We start from the raw sequence: 25,382 nt of genomic DNA, 5'->3' as shown, positions 1-25,382 counted from the left end.
TTGATACAGGCATTTGCCTGTATATTATTTTTCCTTGTTTCCATTGTGTTTCATATAATCTTCATACAACGGCGACATTCCGCGCAGATACTCCACGATTTCCTTAATCTGCTCCACCACGTAGTCGATTTCTTCCTTTGTATTCTCCTCGCTTAAGGTGAGACGGAGGGAACCGTGGGCAATCTCATGAGGCAGCCCAATGGCCAAAAGCACATGGGAGGGGTCCAGTGACCCTGAGGTGCAGGCCGAGCCGCTGGAACCGCAGATTCCTGCCATATCCAGCTTAATGAGAAGAGATTCACCTTCAATAAACTGGAAAGCGAAATTCACGTTGTTGGGAAGACGGCTGGTGCGTGAGCCGTTAATCCTGGTAAATGGCACCTCGTCCATGACCCGCTTCATCAGATAATCCCGCAGTCCCGTTTCCTGGGCAGCCCTCTCCTCCATATTAGCCATGGCCAGCTCCACGGCCCTGCCGTATCCCACAATGCCCGGCACATTCTCTGTACCGGCACGGCGCTTGCGTTCCTGGGCGCCTCCGTGGATAAAGGAACGAATCTTCACGCCTGTGCGGATATAGAGAAACCCGATTCCCTTTGGCCCGTTCAGCTTGTGACCGCTGGAACTGAGCATGTCAATATTATATTCATCCACATGGATAGGCACATGGGCAAATGCCTGTACCGCATCGGTGTGGAACAGAATCCCGTGTTCCCTGGCAATGGCCCCAATCTCCTTGATGGGCTCAATGGTGCCAATCTCATTATTGGCAAACATAACCGATATGAGAATGGTATCAGGACGGATGGCCCTTTTAAGCTCATCCAGCTTGACCACCCCGTTCTCATCCACATCCAGATAGGTCACCTCATATCCCCTCTTCTCCAGGTACTGGCAGGTGTGGAGAACAGCGTGGTGCTCTATCTTTGTGGTAATGATGTGCTTCCCTTTATTTTCATAGGCTTCAGCCGTGGCCACCAGGGCCCAGTTGTCGGCCTCGCTGCCGCCTGCCGTGAAATATATTTCATTGGTTTTGGCCCCCAGGGACTGGGCAATGGTTTCCCTGGCATGGTTCACGGCCTTCTTGCTCTCTGTGGAGAAGTCGTAGACCGAGGAGGGATTCCCGTAATATTCCGTGAAATATGGAAGCATGGCTTCCACCACCTCCGGCCTGGTCTTCGTGGTAGCCGCATTATCCAGATAAATTAATTGTTTCATAATCAAAATCCGCCTTTCTGTAGTCCTAAAGTTAAAAGCTTCATCTACGCTTTTTACTATATCATAGTATTCCTACAATTTCAATAGGAATACTTGTTTTACTGTCTTTTCCGTCATACTCTAGTATACGCTGCCCGGTATTATCCGTACACCGGGCCTCCGGCTCAGACAATGGATAAAGCCAGCTGCCAATTTACTGTCGTACTTTGTCGAAGGTTTGCCTGGTTTATTTATCTTCTTACATATAACCGGATTTGCATAATTTACATCTAATCTTCATTATTTACAAGGATTTAATATTGTTTGGGTTACGTATCTAATTTATAATATAAAGTATAAAATATTGCCAGAAAGGTATACCGTAACCATGAAAATTTGTATCTGCGATGACGACTTAAACCAGATGTCTTATGTGCAGAGATTCATATATAATTTCCTCCTGCATCAGCAAGCTGAAAATAAAAAATACTCCTTTACACAGTTATCACCAGAAAAACTGATACATATATTAAAAGAAAATTCCTTTGACTATAGTATCATCATTTTAGATATACGATTGGGGGAAATAAACGGAATCGAAATCGCCCGAAAAATCAATTTGCAAGCCCCTAACTGTCAAATTATTTTCCTGACAGGATTTATTGATTACGCGCCTTTTGTGTATGAAGCCGACCACCTATATTTTGTCTTAAAAACACAATTGGAAGAAATGCTGCCAAAGGCATTGGAAAAAGCAATCAACCAACTAAAAAAGACACCTCCCTCACTGGTTTTAAATATATCCAATTATGAGCTGAGGATACCCATTGATAAAATTTTATACGTTGAAAAAATTGAGCATCACTCCATTATAGTTACCGAAACAAAATCATTTAAAGCCGCCATGAGCCTTAAAAATTTAAAACCATTACTTGGCCCTAATTTCGTCCGCTGCCATGGCAGTTATATTGTCCATCTAAGACATGTTGCTACATTTAAAAGTACGGAATTTGTATTAAAAAATGGAGAAATAATTCCTATCGGACGTACCTTCCAACAGGCTTCTAAGAATGAATATCTGGCTTATCTCACTTCTTCGCTATAAAAAGAAGCTCCTGCTACATCTGCCAGGAGCTTCATCCTATATTTTCTTGTTTTTCCTGTCAGCATGATGCTCGCATAAACCATTAAACACACATCAGGGCATAAATGGATGGATTAGCTTTGAAATATATCCTGTTAATTGTCAAGTCCACGGTATATAAGTTTTGCATTCCTAACATACGGACTTAACATTTCAGAATATATCTGCTCCTGTTTTTCAATCTGTGATGAATCTGAAACCTCAACATAGGCTTCTTCCAGACAAACTCTAGAGCCATCCGAATTCAGGTTGAATATCTCATAACTATAAGTTCCTGACCCCTGATATATGCCGATATATGCTCCCAGGATATATTCCTTTCCGTTCTGTTCATATAGATAAAAATCCGTCCTAAAACTGCATTCCAGTTCTGTAAGACACTTCACTTCGGTATTATCCGCAGTAAGAATTACCACGTTGCCATATGCTCTTGTTATCGGCGCTAAAACCACGATACAGTCATCCCTGCCATCATGAGTAATATCTGCAAACAGTATTTTTTGAACGCGGCTCCCGTAGTTCTGCTCACAATATGCTTCATACATTGGCTGTACATTCTGATTATCCTGAATCCAGGCCCCGTCGCCCCCTACATAATACTCCCCTATCCAGGCATTCCTGACCATTCTCCCATTGCTGCCAACGTAATAATTTCCTACCCATTGGTCATGTGCCATGGAACCGTCTGCATTTAGATAATACCAGAATCCGTTCAGATACTGCCAGTCAGTAAGCATTCTCCCTTCCGGGTCAAAATAATACCGGGAACCACCTATCTTCCACCAACCAGTCAGATATGTACCGTTGTTCTCATACTTCCATGTATCTCCGCTCTGCTGCCAGGCCGCCATTGCCGGCGCAGACATGGACAGCATTGAAACCAGGACAGCTCCGGCAAAAACAACTTTTCGAATTATGTTTTCTTTCATTTTCATCTCTTTTCAGCGTGTTATTGGTTACCTTATTCATTGATGCGTATGATTCTGAATGTCTCAGATTGCGGATATCCAACTGACACATAGTCTTTGCCGGCATCCATAGCTGTTCCATTGTAACCGGTATACAGTTCCCTGTACCCGCTGCCGGAAAGGTCTATGCTGTATATGATTCCTCTTTCTTTATTTCCGCAATATATTCTGCCATCGCAATACTTTATTATATTGGGTTTATCATCGTATATTTTAACTGTTTTCAAATTGGAATCCATTAAATCAATCTTATATATACTATCGCTAGCATAATATATATTTCCCTCTGCCAGGCAGGCACTTACCGCCGGAAATTTATTTATCATCAATTGTTTGTCCGGCACCCTTCCTTTGCTTAAATCCAGCTTCCACAAAGAATTTTCCTCCGCATTATCCTCTCCGGCCTTTTCTATAAAGTAGCATACCTTATCATAATCTCCAATCAGCTCCACATTCTCAGCTTCCAGATTTTTTCTTTTCGTAATGCCACCTCCAATGGGAAGCTGCACCAGTGTGTTTTTATTATCCCCATTGAAATTAGGGTTTTCCAACCACACAAGCCTCTTTGCATCTGCACTGACAACCAATTGTTTATTAATATTGTTTACCGTGGTTCCTTTTAGTTTTTTGGCTTTTTTTCCAGTAAACGTTTTTATTTCAGAGGTACCGGACTGAAATATTATTTTACCTCCTGCCTTTCCCAAATAGGTCAGATTTGCTTCAATCTGGTTTCCGCTTCCATCAACTGTATATTCTGGCTGCATGACAACTTCCGCCTTATCGCCCTTGATATTCAGCCGCATAATTTTTCCCAGGTCAATATAGTATATCCACTGCCCATCCTGATATGAAAAATCATTTTGTACGCTGCTGTCAATGGGCTCTTCACCATAGGATACCATTTCTTGAATCAGGAAAAATGTTATTATGACAGCCGCCCCCAATACAGGCAGAGTCAGCCAGAATCGTTTATTTACTATACCCTTCATCACAATTACCTCTTCTTTCAAAAACCAATACCAAATTGTCTTGTGAAGAAACACATACAATCTGGTAATACCTTGCTATTCCCATACCAGTATCCTCCTGAGGAAATCTGTTTAGTGATTTAAAATTTTTCCATTATCATCCATATAATAATAGTCCTTCCCATCTTTTACCATGATATATCCATTCTTATAAATCCTATACTCCATATCATATTCATTATCATATCCGGCATATCCATACTTTAAATCATAGGGGGTATTGAATAGAACCGTTCCCGTTGCATCAATCACATCACCAGTCCCATCACAATAAAACTTTCCCTCTCCAACATATACAATCTTGCCCTGAATTGGTTCAAAAAGAAGTTTGGATGTTTGGTCCATGATTCCGTAATATTTATTCTGCAGTTCAACTACCCAATAATTAGCATCTGTCTCTCTTATACTCTCTATATCCAATTCCCTGTTTTCTGAGATTTTGCTGCCCTGATAATCATAAACAACAACGCCGCAGCTGCGATTCTTCTCCTTCAAATATCCCATGACATAACCATCGGCCATTGCCTCCTGGTTCGTAGAAAATTCGGCATCCGGATAATATTTATTAATCGTACAATTTTTTCTGTCGTAAATAAGGAATAACCCCGCAGGATAATCACGTTTGCTCCAATTATTCGGAGCGTTAAGAAAATAATTCGTTTTTTCTGAACCTAACGGCTTATTCCAGATACGTCTGGCGTTGTCCCCGTCGCCCAGCCATTCAAAGAAAAAAACCTGGTTTCCTTTGCTGTCATAGACCAGTATATCTCCTGCATTGGCCGCTTGATTGACTCCCTGCATCGACACTAATCCATCAATAAAATAAATATTTTTTATATCATGTATCACATATTTTGCATATTCCGGGGCCTCATCATAATCTTCCACCACCAAGGCCGGGTCAACACTAAATATCTCCTCGTTATTGGGTGATACAAATTTTGTTTCAATCCTGTTCCCTTTATAATCCTTCTCACAAACAAATGTAAATGCGGCCCCCTCCGATACCCTGCCAATAAAATCATATATACCCGGTTCAATGACAATATTGCCTTTTTCATCAATCAACGCATACATATGCCCAAGTGCCGTATGGTCTTTGCCTTTCCCATAATCCCAGTCTGTTATCACTGCGTATCCTTCATGAAATTCATCTCCATATGTAAATCCTGACGGAAGTTCAAATATGATTTCACCCTGTGAATCAATATAAGCATATTCCTCCCCGCCATTTCTGTAAATATAAGCAAATGCCTTTCCCTCACTAAAGCTGCTCCCCGCTTTAATACTATAATTCTCCTGATTCTTTTCTGATGAGATATCTGCTTTCGTACTTATTTCCTTCACATCAGCATCTTGATTCTGCCTGCTGCCAGTAAGCTTAAAATTACTGTAGGGTAACGGAGAATAGTATTCCTCTGCACAGGATGCACACATAATGAAATCTTCGTCGAAACTATCATAGTAGGCATCTCCATGAAAGGTTTTTCCACATTCATCACACGTATACGATTTTCCGCATGCACAGCATAATACAATAGCCATCGGCAAAACGCTCCACATAACTTTATTCATTCTCATTCCTCCTCGCTCCTACCACTTTTGTAATACAGGCTTTTCCCTTTTTACCTCCAGGCGAAAGCCGGTTATATGATTCTCCTGAAACTCTGTATCGTGAAAATAAACTATTTTGACTTCATAACTTTTTTTGTACCGTGAGTATATGGTTTCTGCCAGCCAATTGGCAACACCTGCCATATCTGCTGCATCACCTATATCCTCACACAGATAATCCCTAAATAAGAAATTTCTATAACCAACTTTTATACCGCCCTTACCTACATCAATAAAATCCGGTAAACTGCCCGATGATGCCAGGAACTCAAACAAGTCCTTTTCCACCTGCGGTGGCAATGATTTTCGGTACCTTGCGTAATAGTATTCGTCACTGGCTTCCTTATTTATCTTTTTACCTGTCGCTCTAAAAAGGAAAAACAGAACATATAAAACTATTATGGCCGGAACAGCCAGCAGGCTGCCAGATAGGCCATTTTGATAAATAATGCTTATAAAGCTTATGGTACAGAAAAAAACTAAAATGCGAAAAAAAGTGTATGGCACCTCCAAAAGCCCCTTTATCTTTTCAATTAATTTCCATGGCATATCATATCCTCTCCAAACAACAGCTTGTTTTTAAATTAATCATCATACAATACAGTAATCTTTTTTATAATTCCATTTGCGTCCGTCTCAATCCAGCCCGGACAGTTATCCAAGGCGTATACCCCTTCCCGATTCCATTCACCATTGACATACTCCGTTGCTGATACCGGAAGATTTCCAAGGAATTGGAAATCGTTTGAGGCATCAATCAACTTTATCTCTGCATATTTGGCTATATATACATATCCGTCTGTCCCAGCTCCGTCAAAAAGCCATCCTTCCCCGTCCAGAGTCATGAAACGCATAGCAGAATTTCCGTTTGGACAAACATTGGGAAGCAAATAACATTGTATCCCATCATTTTCCCTTATGTAATTAAATCTGCTGTTAGCAGTTCCCTGTGTAACAGTATAATTATAATTTCCAATCCTCACCTTTTCACCAATCCTTCTATTACTTTCAAAAGAGGAGGGGACTGTAACTGCCTTTGCTATCGTACATTTTGTCCTGTAGGCACCGCCTGCATCTTCAAAACTCTGTATATCACATATGAAATACTCATTGTTGGAATTGCCCAAATTGTCCATAATGTTATCTTGAATCAGGCCTCCCGCCGCCTTCTGCCGGTCCCATTTACCATCCGCCCCCACATAATAGGAGCCAACCCAGGAGTCAGTAAGCATTGCCCCATTACTTCCAACATAATAATCCCCAACCCACTGGTTAAATGCCATAGGGCCGTCTGCATTAAAATAATACCAGTTACCGTTTATCGCCTTCCACCCAGTAACCATGTTTGCGTTTTGGTCAAAATAATACCGTTTTCCGTTGATATCCCATGCTCCAGTCAAATAGCTTCCATTATAGTCATATTTCCACGCGCTTCCATTCTTCTGCCAGCCTGCATATGCTGTAATGGTCATGCACATAGTTAAAACCATGACCGCCCCTATAAAAGTAATTTTTCCACCTTTTATCTTTTCCATTTCATCTCCTGCTACATCATTATTTTTCTTTTTTATAGTCAACTATCTTTTGATTAAAAGCCTTTTCAGTTGTCTCGGTCAATTCTTGGGTGCTGCCCCAATAGGTAGCATAAGGGCCAAGGATATTCCAATTTTTTCCAAATTTTAGTAAGGTATAACCTCCTGAATAGTATCTGTCTTCCCATTTATATAAAACAGCATATTCCTTATACTCATCCGCTCTATATCGTTTGGCCATTTTTTTACAATTATCCGCCATTTTTTGTTTATTGCTTTCTCTGATGTAATCATCTTCCATCCTAACCACCTCAAGCGATGCCAACCTGGACGGATTCAGATTGTTACTTATCTCTGCCGCGTTTAAAGTTTGTGTGCTATAAGTCTGTGCAAAATCAATATCGGGTTCTAATAGTGACCAAATCAGTTCTTTCGTCTGTTTTACCAGATTGTTTGCATCATATATCTCGTTCATATCCTTATACATTTTATATTGGTCAGGCCATTGGTTGAAAGGTATAATAAAACCAGCTTCCTCACTAAATGCGACAAAGTCAAATCCTCCATTTCCTGCACAGGCATCCAGCGCTCCCGAAAAGTCACCTTCAGATATCTTCTTTACATAGTATTCAATCGCATCTTCAGGTTTTGTAAAATTTTTATTGTGTCTATTGATGATAGACGATGCTGCCGCACCAGCTTCCAGTGGTGAAAAAATTGTACCTGCAAAAAAACAGAGTATGAATGCGCCGCACATCACACATCGGGATATGATATTCTTTTTCTCTTTTGTCATTACATTACCTCCTCCGCCGGATTTTATATAATATTTTAAAGTACTTCCTAACTTTTACAATACGGTTTGCATGATTTACATAATTCCTGCAAAATATGCATAATTCATCATTGTCTGTCTCCCCTTTTCTGCTTATAATATTTACAGTAACCTGTTGTCCATGAATAAAAGGAGCAATACATTGGTTAAATTAGATTGTGATATATGGCTGCCCATTCTCTCATATATAATCGGAGGATTCGTGGGGTCCTTTGGGATGATTATGATGTATACGCCTCAAAAGCATTCAAAGCTCTTCATTTGGTTTGGCTTTGCAGCTTTAAATATCGGATTTATACTGGCTGCCATACCATTGCAGAGGATAATTCCCCTGCATATATTCCTGGCTTTCTGTTTTACTTTTTTTAATATTTATTTTTTATTCGGAACATCCGTGCGCACAACAATGTGTCTGACCTGTTATTATGCATTTATGGGGATTGCCGGAGAATTAGGCTGCATGGTATGCCTGACCTATCTTCTCGGCACAAGGATGTATCAGGGCCTTGACAACAATATAAAGTTTTCTGTTGGCATTACCTTCTCCAATATGTTTTTGCTGGCAATGATGATGCTTTCCTCCATGGTTTTCAAGCTGCTTCGGAATAAAAAGGATGTTCTGGATATCATTCCCTACTGCCTGTTTCCCATCTACCAGTTCATATTGTTTTTTATATGTTTAAACATACTTTCACAGCTATCCTTACAGACAGCCGTGATTGGGAATCTTTTCCTCGCCCTTGATTTAATAATTGATGTTATTCTATTTTTCTCCATGGAACATCTGAAAGAAAAGAAAAAAGCCGCTGAAAACCTCAGCCAGCTTCATGACAGGAGAAATGATGAGTACCATTACTTTTATCAGATACAAAAACAATTGGAAAAGCAGCGGTTCATGAAACATGAGTACGCTAATCAGCTCCAGACATTATACGCTTTACAGCAGACAGGCGCTTCATCCGATATGCTGGATAGCTTCATAGCATCTGTATTATGTTCTGCTGAAGAAAAGGGAGAGTCCTTTCAGCCGCCTTTTTGATATCATAAACCATTTTTGGATGAATAACGCACTGATATCGAATTATGAACTATTAGAAAATATTAAATATATCGTGTACAGATGTGATATTTTATTACACAACCAAACTGGAGAATGATTATGCTTACTCTTGATAGCTGCCTTTATCCTATTTTTATATCCTACTTCATAGGTAATCTCATTGTGTCCTTTTCTACAATATCCATTGGAATGCCCAGGAACAAATTCAAGATAAAAGATATCTTATTGTATTCCTTTGGCATATTATTTATTTTTGTTTTGTTATTACCGGTACAAAAAAATATACTTTTACATATTTGTCTGGCTACATTACTGAATTTTATCATGCTCATGTTTATTTTTCCTCAGTTCCCAAAAAATTGTGCCGTCATGAGCATTTACACTACTACCATCTCCTGTCCGGCTGAAATAATATGTATATTACTGCTTTGGAAATTTCTCCATTTAAAGGCTTATGACGATTTTACAGGTAATAATCTGTTTATGCTGGTTGGAATTACATTCAGTAACATGTCATTACTTACACTTACCGCTGTAATACCACCAATATATTGGATTTTGCGGCCCTATATACGATGCAAGGAAAGCTTTTTATATTGTATATTTCCAATTTACCAGTTTGTTTTATTTTACATCTGCATAAGCCTATTTGACTCTCCTTCTGCACACATGATAATTGTAGGAAATATATTCCTGATATTAGGCTTTTTCATTGATTGGATTCTCATGTTTTCCCTGGATAATCTGATAAAAAGAAAATTACACCAGGAAGAACTGGAACTCCTGGCGCTTCAGCAAAAAAATGAGTATGAATGCTACCTGAAAATTCAAAAGCAATTAGAACAGCACAGACTGGTAAAACATGAATTTGCAAACCAGCTTTCCACCATTTATGCAATGGTTTATAACCAGGCTTCTGTGGATGATATTGATAATATGATATCTTCTTCAAACTGCTTTTTAAATTCCGAACCAACTTATATGGCTTTTGATGAATGTATTTGTGACCGCAGACCAAAACAATCTGTCCGGGAGGCGAGGCATCCAGAATGATTCACTTTGGCACTTACTTTTTTTCCATTATCTTTTCCTATTTTATAAGCACACTTATTTTGGGCCTGACAGTTACAGCCCTGGGAACTCCCAGATTTTTTTCAAAATTACAAACATGGTTCTTGTTCTCCGCAATTTTTTTACTATTGACTGTGTTTCTTTTTTCTTTACAGAACCATGTGGTACTTCATGTGCTTGCTGCTACCTGTGCTACGTTTTTCATTATACGGTCGCTGTATTCAGATTCGTTTCTAAAAAGTACAGGTATAACTCTTTATCTGTCAGTACTCTCAATCAGTGCCGAATTATTATGTATATATTCTTTCCGGGCATTTCTTCATCTCAAAGCATATGTGGATTTTGCAGGAAATAATCTCTATATATTAACAGGTATTACTTTTACCAATATGTCCATGCTCCTTCTCACCGCTACTGTTCCTGCTGTCTGGTGGATGATTAGGGCCTGCTTTCATTCAAAGGTATTGTTCCTGTATTGCCTGCTTCCTGTTTATCAATACATAACCTTCGCTGTCTGCATGTGCCTGTTTGAAAAACCATCTCCCTGGATGATTATTGTTGGAAACATATTTCTTATATTGGGGATTATAGTTGATTTTATACTCTTATCTTCACTTACAAATCTGATACATAAGAAACAGCGCCAGGAAGAACTGGAACTTCTGGCGCTTCAGCAAAAAAATGAGTATGAATGTTACCTGAAAATTCAAAAGCAATTGGAACAGCACAGACTGGTAAAACATGAATTTGCAAATATGCTTTCCACCATCCATGCAATGGTTTCCGACCACGCATCCATGGATGATATTAACAATATGATTGATTCTTCAAACTGCCTTTTAAATTCCGGCTTAAAATATACTGCTTTTAATGACGGTATTTCTAATTATAAATCAAAACAATATACGCAGGAGGAGGTGGCACGCCCGTAATGATTCACTATGACACATATTTTATATATATCCAGCTATCGTATTTAATCAGCAACCTAATCGTCACATTATCAACCATGTCCATAGGAACTCCCAGATTTTTTACAAAATTTAAAACATGGCTGCTTTTCGCCTTGGGGTTTTTCCTTCTGGGTCTAATCTTCCTGCCCCTGCAGAAGTACATAGAGTTACATGCATTCATGGTCTGCAGCTTTACATTTTTCCTTATACGGCTGTTATATTCAGATACCATTGCCAAATGCTTTGGAATGCTGTTTTACATATTATCTCTTTCAATGGGCGCTGAGCTGATATGTATTTATTCTTTCTACACGTATCTGCATCTTAAAGCATACGCGGATTTTGCAGGCAATAATCTTTATATGTTAGCCGGTATAACCTTTACCAATATGTCCATGCTCCTTCTCACTGCAACCGCTCCTGCTGTCTGGTGGATGATTAAAGCGTACCGCCATTCAAAAATGCTGTTCCTGTACTGCCTGTTTCCCATCTATCAATACATAACATTTACTGTATGCATGTGCCTGTTTGATAAACCATCCCTATGGATGATTATTGTGGGGAATATATTTCTTATCTTAGGATTTATTGTTGATTTTATACTCCTGTCTTCACTTACAAATCTGATACATAAGAAACAGCGCCAGGAAGAACTGGAACTTCTGGCGCTTCAGCAAAAAAATGAATATGAATGTTATATACAGATTCAAAAACAGCTGCATGAACACCGGCTTTTAAAGCATGACTTTGCCAACCAGCTCTCTACCATATACGCCCTGATATCCAATCAAGCTCCGATTGCTGATATAGAAACCATGATAACAAATTCCTGTAACCAGCTAAAACAACAAAATATAATAGAAAAGAACCGCGAAAGAGGTGTAACAAATGACTGATTTTATGATGATGGAATCCATTCTGCTGGATTGTATGCTCCACTGTGCCATATCTGCCTTTTTTCTCTGCAGCCTGCTCCATATAAAAAAGCACCGTCTGTTTAATAAATGGTGGAAACTGACTCTTTTTGCAGTATTGATGATAGCCTCCATGGGGACCCTAATCCTGTGCGCAAGTCCCCGTGTCCTGCTGCTGCCAGCTTCCGGCATTTACATTTTTATCAACCTCCTATGCCTCGTCTCCATGGCCCTTCTGGCCTTTGACGGCACCTTATCCATGAAGTCACTTGCAATATTTACGTTAATTACCGCCGAGCTGTCTGCCTTTTTCCTGGCAGGCCGGCTTTTGCCTCATCTGTTTTCAAAAGACCAGATTCTCACAGCGCCCCAGGGTATCATGGAAATCATATCCATCCCTTTGCAGGCCATGATTTTCCTGGCAATTATCATACTGATTATTTCGTGCAGAAAAATAACGGAAAACAGGCTGAAACATAAAGAGCTGTTATTATATATCATCCTACCCCTGTATCAGCTGCTTTTATTCTGCATCTCTCTTAAAACCTACGAGATGCCGGACAGGACTGCATTCTCAATGGGTAATTTTATTTTGTTTCTCAATATTATCGTTGATTTAATCATGATTTTTTCCATCGACAATCTGGTGGAAAAAATAGAAATTGAAGAAAATCTGACTGCCCTTTATGCCCAGCGTCAGACTGAGATGGGATATTATCAGCTGGCGCAGAAACATATGGACAACATGGAAATCATGAAACAGGAATTTTCCGCCCATCTGCAGGCCATCCGCCAGTCACTGAAAAATGAAAACAGCCTGGATACAATACCTGGCTTACTGAAGGAATCCCGCAGCTGCCTGGATAAAAACGCACTCCCGCGTTACTGCGAGCATGAGATTATCAATGCCGTCCTCACCATCAAAAAACAGATGGCGGATGAAAAGGGTATCCCTTTGGATATAAGCGCGAGAATTCCCCCGGTCCTGACCATTGCCGAAATTGATTTATGCAGCCTGTTCTGCAATCTTTTGGATAATGCCATTGAAGCCTGCCAAAAGGTGACACAGCACCAGAAACACATCTCACTGAAAGCAAATGTGTCCGGCGGATTCTTAATTGTAAAAACAGAAAACACATACGAAACCCCTGTTATCATGGAACACGGGCTCTTTAAAACCTCCAAGGAAAATCCGGATGAGCATGGATACGGCATCAAATTGATTGAACGCATCACCGGCAGGTACAGCGGGCAGCTGACAATTGAGCATGAATCCGATACCTTCATTGCCTCTGCCGCCCTGCTGCTGCCGGAAAGCAGCGAGGCCGCGCTTTAATACCAATACGGCTCCCACTCCCCCGCCAGCCTGGTCAATGCCTCCATATAAAAGTAATCCCCCCAGGTATTGCATTCATCCACCCCGCGGTCCGCGCATGGATTGCCTGCGCTGGCCCTGGCGTAGGTTCCGTGGAGAAGAAGGCCGTTGGACTCATCCGGGCTCTTTACGGCGCATTGGCTGGCAAGAGCCTTCACCAGCCGCCCGGCCATATCCGTGTAGTAAGCAGCCTCCCTGGCCTCCATATGTCTGGCCATCTCCAGCATTCCGCAGGCAGCAATAGCCCCTGAGGAGGAATCCCTGGGCTCCGGGCTGTTGTCGTCAAAGTCAAAATCCCAGTAAGGAATCAGGTCCGACGGCAAATGCTCCAGGAAATAATCCGTTACCTTGCGGAATATATCCATATATTCCGGCTTTTTTTCAATCCTGTAACTCAAAGCGCTTCCGTATATTCCCCATGCCTGGCCGCGGCTCCAGGCAGAGCCGTCCCGGTTGCCCTGGTGGGTGACACCCTTTACGGGAAGGCCTGTGTCCGGGTCAAAAAAATATGTATGGTAGGTACTGTGGTCCGGCCGGATAACACAGTTCATGGCTGTCCGTATATGGGCTTCTGCCTTTTTCCTGTACCGTTCCTCTCCGGTCGTCTCGCTGGCCCAGAACAGCAGCGGCATGTTCAGAAGACAGTCTATAATCAGCCGGTAATTGTCCTTTGCTCCCAGTTCCCCCCAGGCCTGAAAGAACTGGCCTTTTTCCTGGAACCTTCCCATCAGGTTGTCCGCAGCCATCAGGGCTGCCTTTCTGGCAGTCCGGCTGCCGGTAAGCCGGTAAGCAGCCACGCAGGAGGGGGTGTATAAAAATCCCATATCATGGTTGTCCACATCCACCCGGTTTCTTATGCGCTCCAGAAAGGATTCTGCCTGGAGCAGGCCAGCCTCTTTAAAAACAGGCTCTCCTGTCCTCTCATAGGCCAGCCATATTTCCCCGGTCCAGAATCCCGTGGTCCACTCCCGGTTGGCGCTCCTGGGATAGAACCGGTTCCGGCTGTTGGAATCCGGAAACCATTCTGTAAAGGTTTTCAGATTCTCCCGCACCAGGTCCACGGCTGTATCCAGGCAGGTTTCCGCCTCTCTTTTGTCAATGATTTTATAGGTCTGTAAACGGTCCTTTGTCTGCATGTTCTGCTCCTTTTCTGAATCATTTTTCTGTCCTACCACTGGAGCACGGTCATCCGGCTCCCCTCATCCGTCTCGTCGCAGGCCATCATGCGGCCCAGGCCGTAATGTCCCTCTGCCCCGATGTATTCTCCGTCCGCCCCGGTTTCCCTGTGGTTTACAACCACCAGCCAGGAATGGGTTCCATCCTGGATCCGCAGGGCCTCTGCCTCATCCCCGCCCAGGCATCTGCCGGTTACAGGCGAGGTTACAGGCACGCGGCTGACCGTGTAAGGATGTTCAGTTCCTTTTTCATATCCCGCAGCCACGGTCACCATGGAACAGAACAGGGGGCATTCCCTCCAGAAGCTGACGCAGGGCGCATATTCCATCTGATTGTAATGGAAGGACACAGGTGTTTCCTCCAGTTCCATTCCTCCCGTATATGCATCCGCAGATGGTTCCAACCGGTAAAAAACAGCATCTGTCCTGACCCCGTGGTACAGAAAGCCATCCTCCCTCATTTCCACGGTTCCGGCCGGATTTAAATGGAATATCTGGCTGCACACATGAGTTCCCGCGCCGTAAAATTCATCTGCAATCACATGGATGCGGGAGCCGATGGAAAGAATCCGCCTGTTTACCAGTATGCCGTTTTCCATATATCCCAGGTGGGCGCCCTGTAAAAATGTATATGGCCCCTTTTGGTTCCAGTCCTGTCCGCCGGCAGCCGTCCTTCCCTTCACATCCCAGGAACCAACGCACTGGGTGTATTCCTGCCAGTCCACCACCGGCACATTGTGGGCGCAGGAGGATTTAAGCTGTCTGCGCAGGCTTCCGTCCACATAGGTATATCTTCCGGAATCTATGAGTATATCCTCACCGGCCATGGTCAGGTCTATGTGCAGCTTATCAAAATGGCCGTGCCCCCCTCCCAGTGAACCGCATTTAAAATGCAGGTAATCTGCATTTTCTCCCCAGCCGGAACGCAGACACCAGTTGCCGCTTTGCCTCAGTGCATAAAAATGGCATTCCGGCATCTTGGGACTCATGCTCTCATATTCCAGGGCAGCCTCCGCCCCCAGCTCCCATACGCTTTCAAAATCCAGCCGGCTGTATCCGGCATACCGAAGCTGTCTGTCCTTTAACAGCCATGCAGCAGGGGTAAACACATCCCGCAGGTCGGTCCTGTCACTGTCTCCATTGCAGGGCTGGGTCCTGTCCGGCTTCATCCAGGCCAGGTCCGCATGGGCCATTGCCCTGGCTCTGTCATAAAGGGACGCAGGCAGGATGATACCCTGGCGCTCCGCCACACGCAGAACCTCCAGGACACAGCGCAGCACCTCATTGTGGTACATGGGAGATTGTTCCCAATGAACACCGTCGTCCATAATCTGGATATCCAGCTCCCGTTCCAGACGTGCAGCTGCCTCCGCCGCATAGGCTTCCCCCCGCCCTGTCCGGGCCGGGGCTGCTGCATACGCACCAGCTTCGCTCCCCCTGCATTTCATCAGATATGCGCCGATATCAAACAGCCCATGGCTCTCCAGCACACCCCAGTTGCTCTTATCGCTGAAGGGCACCCGGCAGTCCATCAGATACTCACCGTGGACCCGGAGTCCTTCCAGGAACCTTGCCCTTACATCCTCCGTCACAACAGGGCAATCCTCAAAATACTCCATGGCCTTCACCCAGTTTTCCCCCCGGATGCCCGCCTCTATGGTACGCCAGGTAGTATTTTTTGTCTCCCGGCAGACAGGATTGTCCTCCAGCCAGGAACACAGCTGGCTGACAAAACATCCGGCATATGCTTCATCCCCGGTCAGGGCATATGCCTGGCCCAGACAAATCCAATAGCGGTGCCGGTTAAACTGATATATGAATTCCGGGTCCCCGTCCGGCATATGCTGCCAGTCTATCCTTCCCTTAAATTCCACGGCCTTTGCCGTCTGCTCCATATCCCAGGGCAGGTCAAACAGGAACCTCTGTTCCACTGCGTCATCTGCAATCCGCAGGATATGGGCGCATTCCTCCGGCCAGTATTTCCTGCAGTAATCACTGCACCATTTCATATCTATTTTATGATTCTTCACCTGCGCCCTCCTATCAAACAGCCGTTTACCGCCTCATCCCTGCATCTATTATCCCTTGACGCCGCCGGCCGTAATACCTTCCACAAACCATTTCTGGCATACCATAAACACAATCAGCACAGGTATGAGGGAGCACACCGAAGCAGCCATAATCAGCGCATAGTCAGCCCCGTACTGGGAAATGAACATGCGGATGCCCAGCTGGATTGTCTTTAACCTGGTGCTGTTTAAGTAAATCAAAGGTCCCATAAAGTCATTCCATATATTTACAAATGTAAAGATTACCAGGGTTGCAATACCCGGCTTCACCAAGGGCAACGCTACCTTTGCAAAGATACCGTACTCGGAAAGCCCGTCAATCCTGGCTGCCTCCAAAAGCTCGTTGGGCACTCCAATCATGAACTGCCGGATTAAGAACACGCCAAATCCGGAGAACGCCTGCATCAGAATCAGTCCCAGGTGGGAATCCGTCAGACCCATCCTGGAGATAAGGGCAAACTGGGGAACCATATACGCCTGCCAGGGCACTGCAAAGGTAGTGACTGATACCAGAAACAGGAAATCCCGTCCCTTAAATTCCACCTTGGAAAATCCGTAGGCAGCAAAGCAGCTGGTCAGCACCTGAAGCAGGGTGGTGCATACTGCTATCTTGAAGGTATTTTTAAAGAAAACCAATAAGGGAATCTTATCCCATATAGTCTGGTAGTTCACCCACTGGAATTCCTTTGGAAACAGCTTCATGGGAATACTGAACACCTCGTTGCTGGTCTTTACGGATGCCAGGAGCATCCATCCAAAGGGAATGACCACCAGCACTGCCAGCGCACTTAACAGCATATAGATAAATAATTTACTTTTTAACGTCCTTGTCTCCATCCTATGCCCCTCCTATACGTAATCCGTGAACTTCTTCTCACCCTGGAACTGGACCAGAGTCACTACCAGCACAATGGCAAAGAGCACTAGGGCGCTGGCGCTGGCATAGCCGAATTTAAAGTCCACAAAGGCTGCGTTGTAGATATGGTTCACCAGCACATTGGTGGACCTGCCGGGTCCGCCGCCGGTCATAACATATATCAGGTCAAAGACCTTGAAGCACTGGATGGTCATCATGATGATGACAAAAAACGTGGTTGGTTTTAACATGGGAATGGTGATATAGCGGAATTTCTTAAGTCCTGTGGCACCGTCGATGCTGGCAGCCTCATATAAATCCTGGGAAATGCCCTGGAGGGCCGCCAGGTATACCACCATGTAATACCCCATATACTTCCACACACTGACAATGATGATAACCGTCATGGCCCAGTCCGTGGATGCGCACCATTTGGGCGGATTGGCGATGCCGATAAATTTCAGGAACTCATTGACAGGGCCGAATTCCGGCTGGAACAGCATGTTCCACACAGCGCCCACTGCCACCAGGGAGGCCACGTATGGGAAGAAGAATGCGGTCCTGTACACCACAATCCCCTTTATCTTGGAATTTAACAGCACCGCGATGAGAAGGGCCGCCACCATGGTAAGGGGCACGGTAAACACCGCGTAATACAGGGTGTTGGTGACAGAAATCCGAAAGCCGCTGTCATGGAACAGCTTCACGAAATTCTTAAGTCCCACAAACTCCATGGGTGTGCTGGAGCCGTCCCATTTCATCACGCATAAGACAAAGGTCAATATTACCGGAATAAAGATGAATATAAAATATCCGATAAAATTAGGAAGGATGAAAGAGTAGCCGATGACGTTCCTCTTCAATACTTTTTTCTGTTTTCCTGTCATTTTAATCACCATTTTCCTCATTTTAAGGCGCAAAAAGAGCGTCCAACCCTCGCTGCCACGTTAATCAGACGCTCTTTGCTTGTTATCCTAATACACGTACTGCTTCATAAGCCGGTTTATGCTGTTAGTCTTCCCTGGCTTCCTGTGCTCTCTGGTTCATGTTGGCAATACCTGTGTCCACATCTTCCTCGCCAATCATAATCAGGTCATGCTCTTCCTCCAGCACCTTCCTTACAGCTGCCATCTTGGCGTCCAGCGGACGGTCCAGAACCCAGCTGGTGGTCTTAAGAGCCTCCTGCCCATCCTCTGGGAATCCCGGGATTGCAGCCAGCTTGCTGCTGATGGTCTGGGACTCAGCTGCCGGGAAAATTCCGTTATCAGCCAGAACCTCTGCACCCTCTTCACCGGTCACGAACTTCACATACTCCCATGCCAAATCCGGCACATCGGATTTTGCATTGATGGCAACCGGCGTGGTGGAACCAACCGTGGCGCCTGCCTTGGTATCAGCCGGATGGGGAATGGCGGTCACGCCCCAGTTAAAGTCAAACTTGCCGGCATCCTTATCCTGCGTCAGGGTTCCGATGAACCAGGAGCCCATGGGAATCATTGCACACTGCTGCTGCTCAAACACGCTGATGTAATGGATGCTGCCTGTTTTTAAGTTGGCATAGCTCTGTACCACTCCCTGGTCCTGCATCCTTAAAGCCTGCTCATAATACGGCTTCAGGAAGCTGTAATCCTCGCTCATAAGGGTGTTCTTGCCATCCTGTACAGCCCAGTTGGATACCAGGGCCTGCCAGGTGTGGTTATGGGTTCCGTATACCTTGGCGCTGCCCTCGCCGCTTGTCATCTTCTTAGCCAGCTCCTCATACTCATCCCATGTCATGTCTGCGGAGGGATAAGGAACCCCTGCCTTGTCAAATAAATCCTTGTTAAAGTAAAGCATATACCAGTCCTTACGGAAAGGAAGGGTGTAGCTGCTGCCATCCATCTTTAACTGGTCGGCAACGCCATTGTACATGGTCAGGTCGATTCCGTCCTTCTTAATATATTCATCCAGGCTCAGAATCTGTCCCTTGTCCTTCATGGTAACCTGGTTCTCCGTATCCTTGATGAAAATAACATCCGGGTCAGCATCGCCGCCTGCCAGCATAACCGTCACCTTGTTTGCATATTCGTCAGAAGGCGCATCGATAAATTCCACTTCCACATCCGGATATTTTTCCATAAATGCCTTTGTCACGGAAGTAAACTGGGGGGTGGCATCGTTGTCCCACACGGACACGGTCAGTTTCTGCTTTTCCCCGGAAGCAGCAGCTTCCTTTGTCTCCTTGCTGTCAGCTGCGCCGCCTGCAGCTTCACTGCCTGCAGCTTCACTGCCTGCCGCCGTGCTCTCAGGAGCCGCAGCCCCCTTGTCCGATGAAGAGCTGCCGCAGCCCGCTGCCATGGTTGCAGTCATGGCTGTCACCAGTGCCAATGCCACTGTTTTCTTTAATCTCATAATAAAACCCTCCTTAAAATTTGCTGTTTCAAATTCTGATATAACTATACCAGAACGAATTCCGAAACCGAATCGACCTATATCATACTTTTTGTAAAATTTTCAGATGAGTTTTATTTTTTTATATAATATCTTCATGTTTTTACAATTTTTTCTGCTTCAGGCACCGGGCCTCATACTCTTTGGGCGACATGCCCATAACTTTTTTAAAGACCTTGCTGAAATAAAAAGGCGTATCAAACCCCAGCAAATCCGACACCTCGTACATCATATACCGGTGGCTGGCAATCAGATCCTTTGCCTTCTCAATCTTGATGGCAGACACATAACTGGTAAAGGATTCCCCCGACTGTTTTTTAAAGGCAGTGCTCAGATAACCCTGGCTTATGTTCAGGGCCTCGGCCACCTGTCCCAGGGTAATCCGCTCCTTATAATGCTCCATCACATACTCCCGGACCAGCTCCGCAATCCTGTCCACCCTGGTATCCCTGCGGCGTTCCAGAATCCGCGAAACCGCCTCCTTGAACCAGTTAATCCACTGGATAATTTGTCCCAGGGTCCCCAGCCGTCCCAGCTTTTCCATTATATTGACCTCATAAGGAAAATCCGGCTCCTCCCCGTCCTCAAAAAAGGAGGACAGGAAAAAATACAGGTTTGCGCAGGCATTGACCGCCTGCTGCCTGGAAGGATTATGCTCCTTCAGCAGACATGCCACCTGGTCCAGTATCTCCTCCAGGCGTCCGCTGTCATTCTGGGCAACAGCCTGGGACAGGTCCTTTTTCAGGAACCCGATATGGAAGCTGCCCGTATGCCTGGCGCTGGTCTCACATTCCTCGGAGTAGAATACAACCGGGTCCACGGAGTGGTAAAAATAGTGGTTGGTGGCGCTCATGGCCTCATACAGCAGCGCCCCAAATTCCCCCAGGCTCTCCTTCCTGCTGCTGACAGCCACGGACACAGATACCTCAAAGTAGTCCCTTACCACGGATATGATTTTTTCTCCCAGACTGCGTATCTGTTCCCTGTAATCCCGGATTCCCTCCGTGGACATCACCAGCACCAGGCTGTTCAGTTCCCGGCGCACCAGGCAGCTGCGGTCAAAATATCCCTTCACCATCTGGCCGATAATATTTTCCGCAAAGGAAATAACCTTTTTCTGGTCCTCTCTTGTAAAGTCAGAGGAAAATCCCTCGTATCCGTAGTTAAAGCTGATGATGGCCAGAACCGGGGCCGTAAGGTAAGAATCGTACCCCTCTCCCCGTTGTTCCGCCCTGTTTTCACTGCCATTCCCGTCATTGTCTTTTGCGCCGGCGCACCCGCTGACCGTTCCGCCGTCCGTCAGAAGCCTCTCGATGTATTGCCTGACCGCCTCTTCCTGAGAAACCGTTCCGGCCGTATCAACCGCCTCTGCCTTGCGCTTCATCTCCCGCCGTTCCATGGCAAGCTTCAGGCTGTCCGCCAGCTTTTCTTCTGTCAGCTCCATCTTCACCAGATACTCCACAGCCCCCAGGGACAAGGCCTGCCGCGCCAGGCTGAATTCCTCCAGATTGGTCAGCAGAATGAAAATCACATCATCCCATCCCCGCTCCTTTACAGCCTGCATGAATCCGATTCCGTCCATTCCCGGCATTTTAATGTCCGTAATCACAATATCCGGTTTCTGCTCCTCCATAAGCTTTAATGCCTGCTGTCCGTTTGCCGCCTTTCCGGAAATCTCACATCCATATTCCTTCCAGTCAAGCAGAGACGCAATGCCCGCCAGAATCAACGGCTCATCATCCACAATCATCACACGATACATATATCTCTCCCCTTATCTGTTTCTCAGGACGCCGGATGTTTCTATATGACCTGCTGTCCATATTCCAGCGGCATCCTGACCGTTATCTCCGTAAATTCCCCTTCCCGGCTCTCAATGGAAAGCCCGTACTGGTCTCCGTAATTAAGCTTAATCCTGCGGTCCACATTGGGAAGGCCGATTCCGCTCATAGAGCTTCCCTTTACCTTCTCCGTATGATTCAGAAGGGCGTCCATTTTTTCCTTTGGAATACCCACGCCGTCATCCCTCACCTGAATCACAAGACAGTCATGTTCCCTGTAAACATGAATCACAATGGTTCCATGCTTTCCTCCCGGCTCAATGCCGTTAAAAATGGCATTTTCCACCAGGGGCTGAAGCGTAAGCTTAATGACCAGCGCCTCATAGAGCTCCGGCTCATCCACCCGGACCTCCAAATCAAAGAGCTCCACATACTTCACCTTTTCTATGGTAACATAATCATTCAGAAAATCCAGTTCCTTCTGCAGCGTCACCTTCTCATTAAACCCTTTGGCCATATTCTTAAGCAGTCCCGACAAAGCCGTAACCATCTTGACAATCCCGCTGCTCTTTTGTATAACAGCAATCCACCGGATGGAATCCAGCGTATTATAGAGAAAATGAGGATTAATCTGAGCCTGAAGCATTTTCAGTTCCAAATCACCTTTCTCCTTCTCATCCTCCAGCCGTTCAGCCATCAGTGTATCGATTCGTTCCGACATATCATTGACCACCTTGCCCACGGTGCCGATTTCATCCTCCCCTTCAATATCCGGGTCCCTGGTAAAATTCCCTGCCGCCACATCGCCGATATGGCTGACCAGCCGGTCAATGGGCTTCTTTATCTGATTGGTAATCAGCACAGACAGGATAAATCCGAAAATCAGGCAGGCGGCGAACATAATGATAACGGTCTGAACCACCATCAGCCGGTCATTGCTCAGGCTGTCCAGGGTAATTGTCTCATAGACCATGACGCCGCTTCGTCCATATTTCTCAAAAGCCACCAGGCTTTTCCCGCCGTGAAGCTTCATCTCCAGCAGCCCCTTATCCTGTCCGGACTGCTGGAGCCGCCGGATGACCCGGTCATTTTCCTCCCTATGGCCTTCCGGCTCATAGAGGGAAGCAATCCGTTTCCCCTCACTGGTCACCACCACAGCCTCCTGACCCCCGGTAGTATCCCCCAGCACATCCTGGAACAAATCAGTAGACAGGCAGAGCACCACCCAGCCCCCCGGATTTACCCTGCTCCCGGTCAGCGTTCTGGCAATGGGCAGTACCTGTCCGTCGTGCTGGAAAAAAGGAGAATCCACCAAATCCAGCTCATAGCTGTCCATGGTCTTATCCAGCTCCCCTTCCAGCCAGCCTCCATCCAGAATCCCCCTGGCATCATCCGTACTGCCAAAAGAAGAACCGGTCTGCACCATTCCTCCCCTGTCATCAAACACAGACAGCTTCACAATATAATCCCCGTACTCTGAAATAGCGCAGTAATCCTTAATCAGCTCCGCATAATCCAGCCCCTTCTTCCTGGCCCCGGGCGTCAGCCCCCTTCCAATCTCCCCCAGATTAAAGGTCTTTCTCTCCGTACAGTTCAGGACAATATTAATCATTTCCTCATAAGCCAGCTGATACCGGTAAGAAATACTCTCCACATGATGCTGCAGCGAATTCTTAGCCACCTCCAGCGTCTTCCTGCTGGCAGTAACATAGGAGCAAACACTGACAAAAATAGCAATCACACATATAATAAAAAAGTTATACCGAATCAACCGGGACCGCAGCGTTCTCCCCCAAACCAATTCCTTCATATAAACCTCCCCGCGCCAAAACTCCGCATCCATTTTACCACGAAGCCGCCATAAAGTCAGCATTTCCCCCTAATTAACCCCAAATTCCTCCCCTGTCCCCATCTCCGCCCACATTGACATTCCCCTCCGCCCCATCTTATAATAGAGGGATAAAGATACGCAAAAGGACGGTACATCATGAGCACAAATGAAGCGGAAAAAGAACGGTATGAAATGCTTGTAAACGGAGACATCCGCAAGGTCATCCCACGCCTTGCCATTCCCACCATCATCAGCATGATGGTCAGCGCTATCTACAACATGGCTGACACATTTTTTGTGAGCCAGCTGGGGACCAGCGCCTCAGGCGCTGTGGGCATCATATTCTCGGCCATGGCCATCATCCAGGCCCTTTCCTTTACCATCGGCATGGGAAGCGGCAACTACATGGCCAGGTGTCTGGGAGCAGGACGGCATGAGGACGGGGAACAGGCTGTTTCCGTGGCATTTTTCACCGGTTTCATCCTGGGCACCTGCCTGGGCGCTTTCTGCCTGTTCCACATCGACCAGATTGTCATGCTTCTGGGAGCCACGGAAACCATCAAGCCTTATGCGGTGGAGTATGCCCGCTATATCTTCCTGGCCACCCCCTTCATGATGTGTTCCTTCATTATGAATAACCTGCTGCGGCTCCAGGGCCTGGCGGCCTTTGCCATGGTGGGAATTACCACCGGCGGTATCCTTAACATTGCCCTGGACCCCATTTTCATCTTCGGGCTGGGCCTGGGCACCTCCGGAGCCGCCATCGCCACCGGACTGTCCCAGTTCATCAGCTTCTGTATTCTCCTGGCCCAGTGCAATCTGCGCAGGGAATGCATCCCCATCCGTTTCTCCAATTTCCGCCCATCCATTACCCTGTACGGCAAAATCCTGAACGGCGGCCTTCCCTCCCTGACCCGCCAGGGAATGGCCAGCATTGCAACCATTGTTTTAAATACAACGGCTCATCCCTTTGGCGACGCTGCCATTGCCGCCATGGCCATTGTGAACCGCCTGGTCTACTTCGTCAACTCAGCCGTCATCGGTTTTGGCCAGGGTTTCCAGCCAGTGTGCGGCTTTTCCTATGGCGCAAAAAAATACAGCCGGGTCCGTCAGGCCTACTGGTTCTGCGTGAAATTCACCACCTGTGCGCTGCTGGCGGTCTGCGCCGGCGGGTTCCTTGTCTCCGGACATGTAATCAGTCTGTTCCGGAAAAATGACCCCGAGGTCATTGCCATCGGCACCCTGGCGCTGCGGCTGCAGATTGCCACCATGTGGATGAACGGATTCCTGACCATGAGCAATATGATGTCCCAGTCCATCGGCTACGGGTTCCGCGCCACTCTTTTAGCCATCTCGCGTCAGGGACTGTTCCTCATACCGGTGCTGCTCATTGCCACCCATTTTCTGGGCTTGTTTGGCATCCAGATTGCCCAGCCCATTGCCGACATCGGCACCCTGGTTCTAACAGTGGTCATTATACGGGGTATATTCAGGGAATTTACCAGGATGGAACAGTCTGTAAAAACAGCTGTTTAGGGAGCGCTTTAAA

The 25,382-nt window shown here is 45.7% G+C and carries 21 protein-coding genes; 7 read left to right on the top strand and 14 right to left on the bottom strand.

Annotation, left to right across the window (positions count from 1 at the left end; all coding sequences use genetic code 11):
* Window positions 1-24: 24 nt before the first annotated feature.
* Window positions 25-1,218: a cysteine desulfurase NifS gene (nifS, locus tag I2H39_RS08115; RefSeq protein WP_138307939.1), complete on the bottom strand. Its 1,194-nt coding sequence runs from the start codon at window positions 1,216-1,218 to the stop codon at window positions 25-27.
* A 367-nt stretch (window positions 1,219-1,585) separates the two neighbouring features.
* Between nifS and I2H39_RS08110 the strand changes: the two genes are divergently transcribed.
* The gene (locus tag I2H39_RS08110) at window positions 1,586-2,302 is read left to right on the top strand and encodes a LytTR family DNA-binding domain-containing protein (protein WP_138307936.1); all 717 of its coding nucleotides are present in this window, start codon (window positions 1,586-1,588) and stop codon (window positions 2,300-2,302) included.
* 134 nt (window positions 2,303-2,436) lie between these two features.
* Here I2H39_RS08110 and I2H39_RS08105 read toward each other — a convergent pair whose 3' ends face one another.
* From I2H39_RS08105 to I2H39_RS08080, 6 genes are all read right to left on the bottom strand, one after another.
* Window positions 2,437-3,270: a hypothetical protein gene (locus I2H39_RS08105; protein WP_227146956.1), complete on the bottom strand. Its 834-nt coding sequence runs from the start codon at window positions 3,268-3,270 to the stop codon at window positions 2,437-2,439.
* 32 nt (window positions 3,271-3,302) lie between these two features.
* The gene (locus tag I2H39_RS08100; RefSeq protein WP_138307931.1) at window positions 3,303-4,073 is read right to left on the bottom strand and encodes a hypothetical protein; all 771 of its coding nucleotides are present in this window, start codon (window positions 4,071-4,073) and stop codon (window positions 3,303-3,305) included.
* A gap of 336 nt (window positions 4,074-4,409) precedes the next feature.
* Window positions 4,410-5,912, bottom strand: a complete 1,503-nt coding sequence (locus I2H39_RS08095; RefSeq protein ID WP_171042586.1) for a WG repeat-containing protein — start codon at window positions 5,910-5,912, stop codon at window positions 4,410-4,412.
* A gap of 18 nt (window positions 5,913-5,930) precedes the next feature.
* The gene (locus I2H39_RS08090) at window positions 5,931-6,500 is read right to left on the bottom strand and encodes a hypothetical protein (RefSeq protein WP_138307927.1); all 570 of its coding nucleotides are present in this window, start codon (window positions 6,498-6,500) and stop codon (window positions 5,931-5,933) included.
* 35 nt (window positions 6,501-6,535) lie between these two features.
* The gene (locus I2H39_RS08085) at window positions 6,536-7,486 is read right to left on the bottom strand and encodes a hypothetical protein (protein WP_138307925.1); all 951 of its coding nucleotides are present in this window, start codon (window positions 7,484-7,486) and stop codon (window positions 6,536-6,538) included.
* 19 nt (window positions 7,487-7,505) lie between these two features.
* A complete protein-coding gene (locus tag I2H39_RS08080) occupies window positions 7,506-8,279 on the bottom strand; it encodes a hypothetical protein (protein WP_138307923.1) in 774 nt (257 codons plus the stop codon).
* 181 nt (window positions 8,280-8,460) lie between these two features.
* Between I2H39_RS08080 and I2H39_RS08075 the strand changes: the two genes are divergently transcribed.
* The 5 genes from I2H39_RS08075 (at window position 8,461) to I2H39_RS08055 (ending at window position 13,652) form a co-directional block, all read left to right on the top strand.
* The gene (locus I2H39_RS08075) at window positions 8,461-9,357 is read left to right on the top strand and encodes a hypothetical protein (RefSeq protein ID WP_195626217.1); all 897 of its coding nucleotides are present in this window, start codon (window positions 8,461-8,463) and stop codon (window positions 9,355-9,357) included.
* Window positions 9,358-9,861: 504 nt separating this feature from the next.
* A complete protein-coding gene (locus tag I2H39_RS28835) occupies window positions 9,862-10,431 on the top strand; it encodes a hypothetical protein (RefSeq protein WP_207746776.1) in 570 nt (189 codons plus the stop codon).
* A complete protein-coding gene (locus I2H39_RS08065) occupies window positions 10,428-11,381 on the top strand; it encodes a hypothetical protein (protein ID WP_195626215.1) in 954 nt (317 codons plus the stop codon). Before I2H39_RS28835 ends, I2H39_RS08065 begins: the two co-directional genes overlap by 4 nt.
* On the top strand, window positions 11,381-12,298 hold the full coding sequence (locus I2H39_RS08060) for a hypothetical protein (protein ID WP_195626214.1): 918 nt from the start codon (window positions 11,381-11,383) through the stop codon (window positions 12,296-12,298). The genes I2H39_RS08065 and I2H39_RS08060 overlap by 1 nt, the downstream gene beginning before the upstream one ends.
* Complete coding sequence (locus I2H39_RS08055; RefSeq protein ID WP_138307915.1) at window positions 12,291-13,652, top strand: ATP-binding protein; 1,362 nt, start codon at window positions 12,291-12,293, stop codon at window positions 13,650-13,652. Before I2H39_RS08060 ends, I2H39_RS08055 begins: the two co-directional genes overlap by 8 nt.
* On the opposite strand, the gene I2H39_RS08050 is transcribed toward I2H39_RS08055, so the two are convergent.
* The 7 genes from I2H39_RS08050 to I2H39_RS08020 all read right to left on the bottom strand — a co-directional run bounded on the left by I2H39_RS08050 (window position 13,649) and on the right by I2H39_RS08020 (window position 23,812).
* Window positions 13,649-14,827 (bottom strand): glycoside hydrolase family 88 protein, encoded by a 1,179-nt coding sequence (locus I2H39_RS08050; RefSeq protein ID WP_138307913.1) that lies wholly within the window; start codon window positions 14,825-14,827, stop codon window positions 13,649-13,651. The two genes, I2H39_RS08055 and I2H39_RS08050, sit on opposite strands and share 4 nt — an antisense overlap.
* 32 nt (window positions 14,828-14,859) lie before the next feature.
* Window positions 14,860-16,896, bottom strand: a complete 2,037-nt coding sequence (locus I2H39_RS08045; RefSeq protein ID WP_195626213.1) for an alginate lyase family protein — start codon at window positions 16,894-16,896, stop codon at window positions 14,860-14,862.
* Window positions 16,897-16,944: 48 nt separating this feature from the next.
* Window positions 16,945-17,772 carry a carbohydrate ABC transporter permease gene (locus I2H39_RS08040; protein ID WP_138307908.1) on the bottom strand — a complete coding sequence of 276 codons (828 nt, stop codon included), beginning with the start codon at window positions 17,770-17,772 and terminating at the stop codon, window positions 16,945-16,947.
* A gap of 12 nt (window positions 17,773-17,784) precedes the next feature.
* Complete coding sequence (locus I2H39_RS08035) at window positions 17,785-18,699, bottom strand: sugar ABC transporter permease (RefSeq protein ID WP_330640828.1); 915 nt, start codon at window positions 18,697-18,699, stop codon at window positions 17,785-17,787.
* 103 nt (window positions 18,700-18,802) lie between these two features.
* On the bottom strand, window positions 18,803-20,182 hold the full coding sequence (locus tag I2H39_RS08030) for a sugar ABC transporter substrate-binding protein (protein ID WP_138307907.1): 1,380 nt from the start codon (window positions 20,180-20,182) through the stop codon (window positions 18,803-18,805).
* A gap of 142 nt (window positions 20,183-20,324) precedes the next feature.
* Window positions 20,325-21,983 carry a response regulator gene (locus I2H39_RS08025; RefSeq protein WP_195626212.1) on the bottom strand — a complete coding sequence of 553 codons (1,659 nt, stop codon included), beginning with the start codon at window positions 21,981-21,983 and terminating at the stop codon, window positions 20,325-20,327.
* A gap of 41 nt (window positions 21,984-22,024) precedes the next feature.
* Window positions 22,025-23,812, bottom strand: coding sequence for a sensor histidine kinase (locus I2H39_RS08020; protein ID WP_195626211.1), 1,788 nt, complete (start codon window positions 23,810-23,812; stop codon window positions 22,025-22,027).
* Window positions 23,813-23,989: 177 nt separating this feature from the next.
* Between I2H39_RS08020 and I2H39_RS08015 the strand changes: the two genes are divergently transcribed.
* Window positions 23,990-25,369: an MATE family efflux transporter gene (locus I2H39_RS08015; protein ID WP_138307901.1), complete on the top strand. Its 1,380-nt coding sequence runs from the start codon at window positions 23,990-23,992 to the stop codon at window positions 25,367-25,369.
* Window positions 25,370-25,382: the final 13 nt, after the last annotated feature.

Origin of the sequence: Clostridium sp. 1001283B150225_161107_B6, from assembly GCF_015556325.1 — a bacterium.
GTDB lineage: Bacteria > Bacillota > Clostridia > Lachnospirales > Lachnospiraceae > Enterocloster.
This window is presented reverse-complemented; position numbering and strand designations above follow the sequence as displayed.

Bases quoted from the DNA above. Each gene is read 5' to 3' on its own strand.
- I2H39_RS08055 (WP_138307915.1), top strand. From the start codon at position 12,291: ATGACTGATTTTATGATGATGGAATCCATTCTGCTGGATTGTATGCTC.
- I2H39_RS08100 (WP_138307931.1), bottom strand. From the start codon at position 4,073: ATGCAGCCAGAATATACAGTTGATGGAAGCGGAAACCAGATTGAAGCA.
- I2H39_RS08090 (WP_138307927.1), bottom strand. From the start codon at position 6,500: ATGCCATGGAAATTAATTGAAAAGATAAAGGGGCTTTTGGAGGTGCCA.
- I2H39_RS08080 (WP_138307923.1), bottom strand. From the start codon at position 8,279: ATGACAAAAGAGAAAAAGAATATCATATCCCGATGTGTGATGTGCGGC.
- I2H39_RS08020 (WP_195626211.1), bottom strand. From the start codon at position 23,812: ATGAAGGAATTGGTTTGGGGGAGAACGCTGCGGTCCCGGTTGATTCGG.
- I2H39_RS08015 (WP_138307901.1), top strand. From the start codon at position 23,990: ATGAGCACAAATGAAGCGGAAAAAGAACGGTATGAAATGCTTGTAAAC.
- nifS (WP_138307939.1), bottom strand. From the start codon at position 1,218: ATGAAACAATTAATTTATCTGGATAATGCGGCTACCACGAAGACCAGG.
- I2H39_RS08025 (WP_195626212.1), bottom strand. From the start codon at position 21,983: ATGTATCGTGTGATGATTGTGGATGATGAGCCGTTGATTCTGGCGGGC.
- I2H39_RS08095 (WP_171042586.1), bottom strand. From the start codon at position 5,912: ATGAATAAAGTTATGTGGAGCGTTTTGCCGATGGCTATTGTATTATGC.
- I2H39_RS28835 (WP_207746776.1), top strand. From the start codon at position 9,862: ATGCTGGTTGGAATTACATTCAGTAACATGTCATTACTTACACTTACC.
- I2H39_RS08040 (WP_138307908.1), bottom strand. From the start codon at position 17,772: ATGGAGACAAGGACGTTAAAAAGTAAATTATTTATCTATATGCTGTTA.
- I2H39_RS08060 (WP_195626214.1), top strand. From the start codon at position 11,381: ATGATTCACTATGACACATATTTTATATATATCCAGCTATCGTATTTA.
- I2H39_RS08050 (WP_138307913.1), bottom strand. From the start codon at position 14,827: ATGCAGACAAAGGACCGTTTACAGACCTATAAAATCATTGACAAAAGA.
- I2H39_RS08110 (WP_138307936.1), top strand. From the start codon at position 1,586: ATGAAAATTTGTATCTGCGATGACGACTTAAACCAGATGTCTTATGTG.
- I2H39_RS08065 (WP_195626215.1), top strand. From the start codon at position 10,428: ATGATTCACTTTGGCACTTACTTTTTTTCCATTATCTTTTCCTATTTT.
- I2H39_RS08105 (WP_227146956.1), bottom strand. From the start codon at position 3,270: ATGAAAGAAAACATAATTCGAAAAGTTGTTTTTGCCGGAGCTGTCCTG.
- I2H39_RS08030 (WP_138307907.1), bottom strand. From the start codon at position 20,182: ATGAGATTAAAGAAAACAGTGGCATTGGCACTGGTGACAGCCATGACT.
- I2H39_RS08035 (WP_330640828.1), bottom strand. From the start codon at position 18,699: ATGAGGAAAATGGTGATTAAAATGACAGGAAAACAGAAAAAAGTATTG.
- I2H39_RS08085 (WP_138307925.1), bottom strand. From the start codon at position 7,486: ATGGAAAAGATAAAAGGTGGAAAAATTACTTTTATAGGGGCGGTCATG.